This is a genomic window from Winogradskyella poriferorum, assembly GCF_050618035.1.
GTDB classification, from domain to species: domain Bacteria; phylum Bacteroidota; class Bacteroidia; order Flavobacteriales; family Flavobacteriaceae; genus Winogradskyella; species Winogradskyella poriferorum_A.
On record NZ_JBODPY010000007.1, the window covers coordinates 35,190 to 47,718 of the forward strand.

Annotated in this window: 10 protein-coding genes; 4 read left to right on the top strand and 6 right to left on the bottom strand. The window is 35.1% G+C overall.

The genetic code is table 11. The annotated features are described in order from the left end of the window. Positions 1 to 23: 23 nt before the first annotated feature. Complete coding sequence (pafA, locus tag ACRHOC_RS13580) at positions 24 to 1,673, top strand: alkaline phosphatase PafA (RefSeq protein ID WP_431159191.1); 1,650 nt, start codon at positions 24 to 26, stop codon at positions 1,671 to 1,673. Here pafA and ACRHOC_RS13585 read toward each other — a convergent pair. The 4 genes from ACRHOC_RS13585 to gcvP form a co-directional block, all read right to left on the bottom strand. Further along, positions 1,670 to 2,518, bottom strand: a complete 849-nt coding sequence (locus tag ACRHOC_RS13585) for a glycosyltransferase family 2 protein (protein WP_431159192.1) — start codon at positions 2,516 to 2,518, stop codon at positions 1,670 to 1,672. The two genes, pafA and ACRHOC_RS13585, sit on opposite strands and share 4 nt — an antisense overlap. A gap of 27 nt (positions 2,519 to 2,545) precedes the next feature. Beyond that, positions 2,546 to 3,067, bottom strand: coding sequence for a methyltransferase (locus ACRHOC_RS13590; RefSeq protein WP_431159193.1), 522 nt, complete (start codon positions 3,065 to 3,067; stop codon positions 2,546 to 2,548). Between the two features lie 39 nt (positions 3,068 to 3,106). Next, complete coding sequence (locus ACRHOC_RS13595) at positions 3,107 to 4,165, bottom strand: 3-oxoacyl-ACP synthase III family protein (protein ID WP_431159194.1); 1,059 nt, start codon at positions 4,163 to 4,165, stop codon at positions 3,107 to 3,109. Between the two features lie 105 nt (positions 4,166 to 4,270). Beyond that, a complete protein-coding gene (gene gcvP / locus ACRHOC_RS13600) occupies positions 4,271 to 7,120 on the bottom strand; it encodes an aminomethyl-transferring glycine dehydrogenase (RefSeq protein WP_431159195.1) in 2,850 nt (949 codons plus the stop codon). A 122-nt stretch (positions 7,121 to 7,242) separates the two neighbouring features. Between gcvP and ACRHOC_RS13605 the strand changes: the two genes are divergently transcribed. Beyond that, on the top strand, positions 7,243 to 8,076 hold the full coding sequence (locus ACRHOC_RS13605) for a hypothetical protein (protein WP_431159196.1): 834 nt from the start codon (positions 7,243 to 7,245) through the stop codon (positions 8,074 to 8,076). Here ACRHOC_RS13605 and ACRHOC_RS13610 read toward each other — a convergent pair. Both ACRHOC_RS13610 and ACRHOC_RS13615 read right to left on the bottom strand, forming a co-directional pair. Next, positions 8,056 to 8,316, bottom strand: coding sequence for a hypothetical protein (locus ACRHOC_RS13610; protein WP_431159197.1), 261 nt, complete (start codon positions 8,314 to 8,316; stop codon positions 8,056 to 8,058). The two genes, ACRHOC_RS13605 and ACRHOC_RS13610, sit on opposite strands and share 21 nt — an antisense overlap. 3 nt (positions 8,317 to 8,319) lie before the next feature. Beyond that, positions 8,320 to 8,874 (bottom strand): sigma-70 family RNA polymerase sigma factor, encoded by a 555-nt coding sequence (locus ACRHOC_RS13615; protein WP_431159198.1) that lies wholly within the window; start codon positions 8,872 to 8,874, stop codon positions 8,320 to 8,322. A 125-nt stretch (positions 8,875 to 8,999) separates the two neighbouring features. Between ACRHOC_RS13615 and ACRHOC_RS13620 the strand changes: the two genes are divergently transcribed. Continuing rightward, complete coding sequence (locus ACRHOC_RS13620; protein ID WP_431159199.1) at positions 9,000 to 9,731, top strand: hypothetical protein; 732 nt, start codon at positions 9,000 to 9,002, stop codon at positions 9,729 to 9,731. Continuing rightward, positions 9,728 to 12,496, top strand: coding sequence for a TonB-dependent receptor (locus tag ACRHOC_RS13625; protein ID WP_431159200.1), 2,769 nt, complete (start codon positions 9,728 to 9,730; stop codon positions 12,494 to 12,496). Before ACRHOC_RS13620 ends, ACRHOC_RS13625 begins: the two co-directional genes overlap by 4 nt. Positions 12,497 to 12,529: the final 33 nt, after the last annotated feature.

The window sequence follows — 12,529 nt, forward strand, 5'->3', positions numbered from 1 at the left end:
GGACTAATAATCGGCTTGTTATTATGAAAAAAATCTTATCCTTGCTTATTTGTTTTTCGGTTTTTGTCTCATGCGTCGCACAAAATAAAGTAGTAGTTGAAGCTACTAAAAACGCAAAGCCAAAACTTGTTGTGGGTATAGTCGTTGATCAAATGCGCTATGATTATTTAACACGCTTTGAATCTAAATTTGGAACAGGTGGTTTTAAGAGAATGATGAGTCAAGGTTTTAATTGTAAAAACAACCATTTTAATTACGTACCGACCTATACAGGTCCTGGCCACGCCTCAGTTTACACAGGAACAACACCAAAATATCACGGCATTATTTCGAACAATTGGTATAGTAGAGAACAAAAGTCATCTGTGTATTGTGTGCAAGATGATGCTGTAGAATCTGTTGGTACAAAAAGCAAGGCAGGAAAAATGTCACCAAATAGAATGCTGACCACAAGTTTTGCGGATGAAAATCGGTTGTTTACTCAAATGCGTGGTAAAACTATTGGTATTGCTATTAAGGATCGTGGTGCCATTTTACCAGCAGGACATACTGCAAATACAGCGTATTGGTTTCATGGTAAGGATGAAGGTGTTTGGATCACAAGTTCGTTTTACAGAACTGATTTACCAAAATGGGTGAATGATTTTAATGCGTCTGATAAGGCTGCATCTTATTTTAAAACATGGGATACGTTTTATCCTATAGAATCTTACACTGAAAGTGGAGAGGATCTTAATGATTTTGAAGGCGGTTTTAAAGGCAAGGAGACAGCAACATTCCCGTACGACTTAAATCAATTAAAAGAAGAGAATGGTGGATATGATGTCTTGCGACCTACAGCATTTGGGAATAGTTTAACGATGGATTTTGCTTTAGCTGCTATTGCAGGTGAATCTCTAGGAAAAGATAACCACACTGATGTTTTAACCATTAGTTTTTCTAGCACAGATTATGTAGGTCATAATTTTGGTGTCAACTCAAAAGAGATTCAGGATACTTATATAAGGCTTGATAAAGATTTAGAACGATTATTTAGTTATCTGGATGCAAACGTAGGGGAAAATGAATATACTGTGTTTTTAACTGCCGATCATGGTGCGGTGAATGTACCTGCCTATTTAAAATCTGCTAAAATCCCTGCTGGATATTTAGATTATAATGATAGAAAAAAACGCTTCCAGCAATTTCTCACTGAAGCTTATGGGACTACTGATATTGTTGAGAATGTAAGTAATAACCAGATTTTCTTTAATAAGGCAAAGTTAAAGGAGTTAGGTTTAGATATTCATAAAGTAGAGCAGGCCTTAGTAGATGAGCAAATAAGTTATCCAAATATTGCAAAAGTATATACTGCAACAACGATGAATAGTACCAATTATACTACTGGTATTGAAACGCTGTTACAAAATGGATTTAATCAAAAACGGTCTGGAGATGTTATTGTTGTAGATGATATTGCTCATATCGCTTATAGCAGAACAGGTTCAACTCATGGAAGTGGACTTAATTACGATACGCACGTTCCACTCTTATTTTTTGGTAAGGGGATTAGACAAGGGGAGACTTTTAAAAAGACTGTAATACCAGACATTGCGCCCACTATTTCGGCTTTATTGGGTATTAGCTTTCCAAATGGAGCTACTGGTGACGTGTTGGGTTTCGTAATTGATTAGGATAACTTTTTGAGAATACCTTGCCAGCGTAATTTTCTAATAAACTTACCTTCTTCTTCGGAAACTAGAAAATCTATATGATTAGCCTTTGCCTTAAAATAACCTCTCATATAGTCTTTATATAATTTGAAACTTCCTTTTTTATAGGCGAGTTTTAATGCTGAGATTAAGGTTATGGTGAAACCGTATCGCATTTTGTACATGGCTTCCCCTTGCAAATACTTTGACGCTTTATTATAAGATTGTCCTGTTGGTTTAAGGTGCTTCACATGTAAGGATTCATCTGTTAAGATTTCCCACTGATGATACTTTGCTAATAGTTCATCAACTGTATCCCATCCCATAGATGGTTTTAATTTTCCTATGTGTTCAAAGCAAGATTTACGGTAAGCTTTTAATGCGCCTCTGATATGATCTTTTCGCGTTAAATTTTCTAAAATCCATTTGCCGTTTTGATTAATATAACAGAATCCTGATACCATACCAATTTTAGGGTTTTTACTAAAATGATTGGCTAGTTCCTCGAGATAGTTTTCAGGAAAAATAAGATCAGCATCAAATTTGCAAATCACATCAAACTCGTCATCCAAAGATGCATAACCTTTATAAAAAGCATTAATAATTTTAGCACCAGGCAGGTGTGTCGCAGTCGATTTGTTGTTCACAAAATCTATAAAAGAATAATTTTTTGAATAGGATTTTAAGAGGTCTTCTGTGCCATCGGTAGAATGATCATTAACAACAATAATCTGTTTTGGCAATAACGTCTGTTGAACTAAAGAATCTAATGTTTTGGATAGAAACTTTTCTTCGTTATGAGCAGGTATGACAATATAAAACTTCAAAAATTCGAATGGTAATCGTATTCAAAGTTAAACTCTTTCAGCATATACTATGTAATACCTTTTTGTAAATCGTCGAAGAATTGGTCTTATCCCAATTTTATTGATTGGATTTGTCCATTTGGATGAGTCTTTTATTTTCCAACCCGTTTTTTCCAGTAGCCAATCTAGTTGCCAATCTTCAAACTCATGGTAGTGACGATCTCTTAAATCCGTCTTACTTCTGTACGCTGAGGCAAACCATAAGCGCAATGGCACACTCACTACTATTTTCTTAGCATTGATGGATTTTAAGACCTCATACGGTGAAAGAAGGTGTTCAAAAATTTCAAAAGCTGTTACAACATCGACTTCAGAATTTTCAATAAGGCTTCTATCTTCATCCAAATCTTCACCCTTTGTATTTGAAACCGTGTAGCCATTGGCAATCATTATTTCTGACAATGGATTACTAACACCAAGGTCTAATATAGCCTCTGAGGTGTCAATGTGCTTTTTTAAAAACTGAAGGGTAAGTTTAAAGCGTTTATCAGGAAATGATTTTTCGTACATAAATATTTTACAAAGACTTGAAGTAGATGAGGTGTGCGCTTAATACCTGTAAACAATAGCATTAATATGCATCCCTGCGCCTACACTTGCAAAAATAATAACATCACCCTTATTGATTTCATGGTCATTCAATTTATTATTACGAATTAAATCGAAAAGGGTAGGTACTGTTGCTACAGAGCTATTTCCAAGTTTATGAATGCTCATGGGCATAATGTCTTCTGGTGCTTTCGCTTTGTATAATCTATAAAACCTTTTGATGATAGCTTCATCCATTTTTTCATTGGCTTGGTGAATAAGAACCTTCTTTACCTCTGAAATATCTATACCACTCTTATCCAAGCAATATTTCATTGCCTGGGCTACGTTTGTTAATGCAAATTCATAGATTTTGCGACCATGCATTTTTATATAGCGTGTGTCTTTACATAATTCTTTATTGTTCGAATTTCCAAAGAAAAGATAATAGGCCTCGTCATAAGTAAAGGATGCCGATTCATGAGCTAATATTCCTCCTTCATCATCAGTTGCTTCTACAATACTGGCACCAGCACCATCAGAATAAATCATGGAATCTCTATCGTGTTTATCTACGACTCTAGATAATGTTTCCGTTCCGATTACAAGGCATCGCTTAGCCATTCCTGCTTTGATAAAAGCTTGTGCTTGTATAACGCCTTCTACCCAACCAGGACATCCAAATAGAATATCGTAAGCTACACAACGTGGATTTTTTATTTTTAAACTGTGCTTTATCCTCGATGCCAAACAAGGTAATATATCACTTTGAATCGCATCAGCTTTTACATCTCCAAAGTTATGAGCACAGATAATGTAGTCTATTTCCTCTTGGTCTATATTAGCATCATCAATTGCCTTTTGTGCAGCTAAAAAACCAAGGTCCGAGGATGTTAAATTCTTGTCAGCATAACGACGCTCAACAATACCTGTAATGGCTTTAAACTTCTCAACAATAACTTCATTTGGATAATCTATAGCACTGCCGTCGGCATTGAGAAATTCATGTTGATGGAAATCTTCATTTTTCTCGATGTTCTTTGGTATATAGCTTCCCGTTCCTGTTATTCTAATGCCCATATTGTTTAGTCTAAGTCTATTAGTTTATTATAGTTTGCAAAATAACACTATTTAATTTAGGCTAAAATTAAGGGTGCTAAGAATTACGATGTTCAAAACCAATAATTATGCCTCTACGTAGTCCTCAATAGGAGCACAACTGCATATTAAATTTCTGTCACCATAAGCTTCATCTACTCTTCTTACCGTTGGCCAAAACTTATTGTCTCGTACAAATTCTAACGGGAATGACGCTTTTTCTCGCGTGTATGGTAAAAGCCATTCATCAGATGTCAACATTGCTAGCGTGTGAGGTGCATTTTTCAATACATTATTTGGTTCTTCTTTGGTCACCTCATCAATTTCTTTTCGAATAGAAATCATAGCATCACAAAAACGATCCATCTCTGCTTTACTTTCACTTTCAGTTGGTTCTATCATCATTGTACCTGCAACTGGGAAAGATACCGTTGGTGCATGGAAACCATAATCCATAAGACGCTTCGCTATATCTACAACTTCAATTCCTTTAGCTTTAAAATCGCGACAATCGATAATCATCTCATGGGCAGCTCTACCATTTTCGCCAGTGTAAAGCGTGTCATAATAACCTTCTAAGCGTTCTTTGATATAATTGGCATTTAGTATAGCAACTTCAGTAGCCTCTTTTAATCCTTTTGCACCTAACATTTTTATGTAACCATAGGAAATGATACATGCTAATGATGAACCAAAAGGCGCGGCCGAAATTGCAGAAATAGCTTGATGACCACCTGTTTTAATTATTGGGTTTCCTGGTAGGAAAGGAACAAGTTGTTCTGCAACGCAAATAGGTCCTACACCTGGGCCACCACCACCATGTGGGATAGCAAATGTTTTATGTAAATTGAGGTGACAAACATCAGCACCAATATTACCTGGATTAGTTAAACCAACTTGTGCGTTCATATTTGCACCATCCATGTAAACCTGTCCACCGTTATCATGTATAATTTGAGTAATTTCCTTAATGGCAGATTCATATACACCATGTGTAGAAGGATAGGTAACCATTAAGGCTGATAAGTTATCCTTATGCAATTCCGCTTTTTCACGAAGATCATCTACATCAATATTTCCATCTTCAGAAGCTTTGGTAACAACCACTTTCATACCAGCCATAACTGCACTCGCTGGATTTGTACCATGAGCGGACGATGGTATTAGGCATATGTTTCTGTGATGATCACCTCTTGATTCGTGATATGCTTTAATAACCATTAATCCTGCAAATTCACCTTGAGCTCCAGAATTTGGCTGAAGCGATGTCGCTGCAAATCCGGTTATTTCTGTTAACTGATTTTCTAGTGCATTAAGCATTAAATGATAACCTGCGGCTTGATCGATTGGAGCAAATGGATGCATATTTCCCCAGCTTCCCCAACTCAATGGTAACATCTCTGATGCTGCATTAAGTTTCATTGTACATGATCCTAAAGAGATCATAGAATGGTTAAGGGCTAAATCCTTGCGTTCTAATCTTTTGATATAACGCATCAATTCAGTTTCTGAATGGAAGGAGTTGAATACATCATAAGTCATGAATTCAGATGTACGCTTTAAATTGTCTTGAATAGTATTATCTGCTTCAATCGCCGTAATTTCTTCTGTTTTATTCTCTGTGACCTTTTCAAAAATTGAGATGATTTCGTTTAGATCAGCTACAGTAGTCGTTTCATTAATAGAAATAGTCACTGTATTGTTGTCAGGGTAGTAGAAATTAACCTCTTTCTTTTCTGCTTCGTATTTTACCTTTACAGGATCAGCTTTAATCTGTAGTGTATCGAAGTAATGTGTATTGACTTGCTCTAATCCTAATTTTTCAAGCGCTTGTGCTAGAGTTGAGGTAGAGTCCTTTACTTTGTTGGCAATAAATTTAAGTCCTTCTGGTCCATGATATACACCATACATTCCTGCCATTACAGCAAGTAATACTTGTGCCGTACAGATATTAGAAGTCGCTTTGTCTCGCTTAATATGTTGCTCTCGTGTTTGCAACGCCATACGAAGTGCACGATTGCCATTGGTGTCTTTTGTTACTCCAATAATTCGTCCTGGCACATCTCTTTTATAGGCTTCTTTAGTTGCAAAGTAAGCCGCGTGAGGACCACCATAGCCCATTGGGATACCAAATCTTTGGGTTGTTCCAACCACTACATCCGCACCAAATTTTCCTGGAGCTTCAAGTAAAACAAGACTTAAAATATCCGCTGCTACAGCAACTTTAATATTAGATGCATTTGCCTTTTCGATAAAAGATTTTATATCTGTAATCTGACCATTTTTACCTGGATACTGAACCAAAGCACCAAAGAACTCTTCAGTTAAATTAAATTCAGCCTCGTTCCCTATAACAAGTTCAATACCGATAGGTGTAGCACGTGTTTCTAAAAGCGCTATAGTTTGTGGTAAAACTAAATCTGAAACAAAGAACTTATTTATTCCAGCTTTTTTCTGGGCTCTATCTCTAACAGCAAATAATAATCCCATGGCTTCTGCAGCAGCCGTACTTTCATCCAATAATGACGCATTTGCAATTTCCATTCCGGTTAAATCTATAACCATAGTTTGGAAATTTAATAATGCCTCTAAACGACCCTGTGCAATCTCTGCCTGATAAGGCGTGTATGCAGTATACCAACCTGGATTCTCTAAAATATTACGTTGAATTACCGCAGGAAGATTGGCTGGGTGATAGCCCAATCCGATATATGATTTATAGACTTTGTTTAATTGAGAAAGTTTATAAATGTGACCAAGATATTCTTGCTCACTCATGGCTGGATCTAAGTCAAATTCTTTATTTAGTCTTATTCCAGCTGGGATTGTTTCCGAAACTAACTGTTCAATACTTGTAACACCAATTGTGTTTAACATCGCCTTTTGTTCTTCAGAACTTGGGCCAATATGTCTAAGTGCAAAAGAGGTTGTATCCATTCTTTTAGATGCTAATTTTTTTGATATGCAAAAATACGGAAATACATCGTCTCAATAGTTAATGAAAATTAAAGTTTTTAACCGATTATCTGGGTTATTAACACATTGGCTATTTTTGTAATGTGAGTTGGGTAAAACAGATTTTTCATTTTTATATTAATAGTAGTATTCATGTAGCTTTAGCAGCTTATTCTTTGACATGGATAACGCTTTTGGAATATGATTTAGATTACGACCAAAACAGCTTGTATTTTGTTTTTTTTGCGACCATTACAGGTTACAATTTTGTGAAGTACTTTGGTATAGCAAAATTTCATCATCGTAGTCTAGCTAATTGGCTAAAGGCAATTCAGATATTTTCATTAATTGCATTTATGGCCTTGGCCTATTATGCTTATTCCTTGATTCTGCCTGCTAAATTTTTAATTGGAATCCTTGGTGTTATTACCTTTTTGTATGCGATCCCTTTATTGCCTAAAAAATATTTTATTGATGATCAGAGTAATTTGAGGCAAATAAGTGGATTGAAGGTTTATGTTATTGCGTTGGTCTGGGCGCTTTCAACAGTCTTACTCCCTGTAGTTCAAAATGAAATTATAATTAACGATGACGTTGTTATTACAAGCCTGCAGCGTTTTTTGTTTGTTATCGTTTTGATGTTACCGTTTGAAATAAGAGACCTTAATTATGATAGTATAAAACTGGGTACAATTCCTCAGCGCATAGGTGTTAAGAGGACAAAAATAATTGGTGTATTAGTATTGATTCCATTCTTTCTACTCGAGTATATGAAAGATGAATTGAGCGCCAATCAGATTGTAATTACTTTAGTAATCACATTTATTACAGCACTGTTCTTAATTTTTTCAAACAAGAAGCAATCGAAATATTATAGTGCCTTTTGGGTAGAAGCCTTACCGATTGTATGGCTTATTCTATTTTTGATGCTTAGCTAATTCTCTCTGAAACTGCTCTTGTAGTTTAGTTTTTTCGTCGTCTTTAAGACAATTAACTTCGGCTTTTTCCATAGCGTCAGTAAGCTTATTGTTTCTTTTAGAATAGGCTCTTGTTATACGGCACCAAGAAAGTCTTAAGCTTAATTTAATTCTTTCCCATGCTGTAGCTTCACCATATTGTGATTTGTCACATATGTGTTTTGCTTCTTCACAGGTTATAAATAATAAACTTTTTTTCATGCTTTAAAACCAATTTTTTTCCATGCAATCAGCCAAGGCTGTTCTTGCCCTGTGGATGATTACCCAAAGATTAGACGCAGTAATATTTAATTCATTACAAATAGTTTCAGTATCATAGCCCAATATGGTTTTCATCTTAAAAACTTCAGCTTGTTTTTCTGGTAGTTTTGCCAAACAATCGTAGATGGCATCGCCTAGTTCAGAATTTTCGAGCTTGTCTTCAGCAGTTTTATCAAAAGGGTCTGCAATACGTTCTTCTAACCAATCACCTTCAGCATCAGAATCACTACTATAATTCATTCTAACTTCAGCTTTACCTTTATTAGAATTTATTTTTCTGTAATAATCTATGATTTTACGCTTCAAAATTGACACCAACCATGTACGCTCGCTAGCTTCCCCTTTAAAGTTTGCCATGGATTTTAAACCCGCTAAAAAAGTTTCAGATACTAAATCTTGGGCCATAACTCTGTCGTTTACACGAGTAACAGTGTAGTTAAATAAGTAATCTGAATATTGGGAAATCCAGTTGTTGGGATTTAATTGATGCTTTGGCATTCTAGATTTTCATTGCTGAACAAAAATAGTTAAAATATTAAAATTTTAGAGCAATATTTTGGATTGCTAAAGCAGACTTTTCCTATTTTTTTATATTTAACTAATCAATCGAAAATTATATTCTAATGTTTAACCGCTTTCTGTACTTAATACTCTGTTTCTACAGTACAACGAGTATTAGTTTCTCACAGAATAACACTAATAATAGTGGCTTGTATCAGTGGTTAGATGCACAGATTGATCAAGTTAATTCAGGGATTTTTAATGGGACTCAATATGCCGAGGAGCATAGAATGATCAATGAAAAGCATAAATTTTTTGAGAATTTCAGCTTTGAAAGGGGTACCCTTTTTTATGATGGATCCATCTATCCAGATATTTTAATGCGCTATAACGTGTATGAGAAACAGATCATTGTAAAAGGAACTTTTAAGCCAAATGATCCAGAGGTCATCTTGGATAATTCTAAACTCCATAAGTTTATTTTATCCGATCATACTTTTGAGTACTATGATTTTCTCCTTGAAGATGGTAAATACATTTCAGGTTTTTTCGAAAATTTACTTCAGACAGAGAGCATCTCAGTTTTCAAAAAGCATCAAAAACAAATTAGAACGCGCACTAGTGAAAAACTTAGATATCATGAGTTTGAAGATAATTCGAACTATATAGTAGTGTTAGATGATACCATTAAACTCGTCAAAAATCCAAAACGACTCGTAAAGCTATTTCCTAAATATAAGGAAGACATAAAAGCAGAGCTATCTCAAGTAGATAAGGATAGTGTTGATTGGGATTTGGTAATGGTTATGGTATTTAGGCGAATTTCAACACAACATACAAAAAGCAAAATATGAGATTAAGAATTTTGCTTTTTTATCTGTTTGTCACAAGTCAATTAGTCTCCTTTTCTCAAGAGGGTGAAGTATTATATTCGGTAGAATTAAACAATCTTACCTTAAAGGAGAGCTTAATTAAAATTGAAAGAGAGGCAAAGGTCAATTTTTATTTTGCAGACCAATGGCTCGATGGTTTTATGGTTAATAAAAGCTATTCCAATAAGTCTCTCGACTTCATTTTGAATGACCTCTTTGAGAATACAAGGCTTAATTTTTTTATTTCGGAAGACAGCAGGATTATTTTAACCCAAAATAATTTGATATATAATGAGCTTCCTAATCTATTTTTTAAGAAGGACAGTACTACGACTAGTCTAGAAGACAATATAACTCCTGCGAATACACCAATTTTAATTCGTAAAAACCGGCCGTCTCAAACACGGATGAATACTGTAAGAATAGGTAAAGAAGTGAAACGGCAAACTAAAAACAGATATACACTTTCTGGTGTCGTAACTGACTCTGATACAGGTCGGCCTATTGCAGATCAAGCGATTGTTGTAGTTGGTAGAAATGTAGGTACTGTTACAAATAGTGATGGTTCTTATGAATTAGTACTACCACCAGGTGTTAGCGTTATTGAAGCTATAGGCTTAGGTATCGAAAATAAACGTACACGAGTTATACTTTATGATGATGGTGTTTTAGATATTAATTTAAGCACGCAGGTTGAAGAGTTGGATGAGGTGGAGTTACAATTAGAGACTGATGATAATGTGACCGATACAGATACTGGTAAAACCCAAATTACACAAGAAGAATCTAAGGATATTCCTCTCGTTCTTGGCGAACGTGATGTGCTTAAAGTTGCCACCTTGCAACCTGGGATTACAACTACAGGTGAAGGTTCGAGTGGCTATAATGTAAGAGGTGGGAAAACGGATCAAAATCTTGTTTTACTAGAAGAGGGTGTTTTATATAATCCAACACACTTTTTTGGAATTTTTCAGGCTCTAAATCCATTGGCTATAAGCAGTGTTGATATTTATAAGGGCAATATTCCGGCTGAATTTGGTGGTAGAATTTCTTCTGTTTTTGATATTAAAACTAAAGATGCAGATATTAATGAGTTTGGTGCGGATATTTCTGTTGGACCTGTAACCGCTAATGTTGTGGTAGAGACACCAATAGTAAAGGAGAAATCTGGGTTAATGGTTGGTGCTCGTGGAACTTATTCTGATTGGGTATTACGATCACTTAATGAGGTCGAATTGAATAACAGCGAAGCTTCATTTTATGACTTTATCCTCAAGTATAATCATAAGATCGATGATAAAAACGACTTGCAAGCGGTTGCTTACTACAGCGATGATAAATTTAGTATTACTTCAGATTCTTTATTTGGTTACTCAAATAGATTAGTATCCTTAAAATGGGAGCGAGAACTTAGCAAGAACAGGAAATCTACTTTATCATTAGCTAATAGTCAGTATAAGTTTAATATCGATTATGAAAATACTATGAATGACGATTTTATTCAGAGTTTTCAAATTGATGAAACATCGTTAAAGTATAAGATAGACCATGAGCTTAATGAAAGACATAACCTTACGTATGGTGTACAAGGAAAGCTGTATGGTATATTTCCTGGTAAGATAGAACCTCAAGGTCCTGATAATCTTTTAATGCCTATCGATATACCTAAAGAGCAAGGTGTAGAAGCTGGATTGTTTATTTCAGACCAATTTGAAATAAACGATAAGCTTCTGTTAGATTTAGGGTTTCGATTGTCACTATTTTCAGCCTTGGGTGAAGCTGATAAGTTTGTCTATGCTGATGGGACACCACGATCTGAATCTACTGTAATTGACACGGTAAGCTATGGAAATAATGAAATTATTAAGACCTACTTAGGGCCAGAATTTAGGTTAGCAGCGCGTTATTTGCTTTCAGAAGATTTTTCGATCAAGGCAAGTCTTAACAATACCTTTCAGTATATACATACCTTGTCAAATAATACTACAGTTTCGCCAATTGATATTTGGAAATTATCAGATAACTTTATTGAACCACAACAGGCAATCCAAGCTTCGTTAGGATTGTATAAGAATCTTGATAATAATAATTATGAGCTGAGTCTAGAAGGCTTTTACAAACGTCAATTCAATATTCTCGATTTTAAAACTGGAGCAGACATACAACTTAATGAGGCTATTGAAACTGAGGTCCTACAAGGAACAGGTAAAGCCTATGGCGTGGAGCTTTTACTAAAGAAAAACCAAGGTGATTTAACAGGATGGTTAGGTTATACTTATTCGAGATCCTTTTTTAAGCTCGAGAGTGATTTTTTAGAAGAGCAAGTAAATGATGGACGCTACTTCCCTTCAAATTTTGATAAACCACATGATGTCAGTTTAGTGGTAAATTATAAGCTATCACAGCGTATAAGCCTATCGAGCAATTTCATTTATCAAACAGGTCGGCCAGTAACGTTCCCAACAGGTAATTACCAATTTAATGGTGGTGAGTTTGTTTTATATAGTGATAGAAATCAATTTAGAATCCCAGATTATTATCGACTGGATATTGGGCTAAACTTCGAAGGCAACCATAAGAAGAACAAGCTTGCTCACAGTTTTTGGAGTTTATCAGTCTATAATGTTCTAGGGAGAAATAATCCGTATTCGGTGTTTTTTGTAAATCAGGAAGGCGAAATTAAAGCTTTACAAAGTTCAATATTCAATATACCTGTACCATCAATAACCTACAATATTAGCTTTTAAAAATGGAAAGATTCTTAAGGTATAATTATAGAA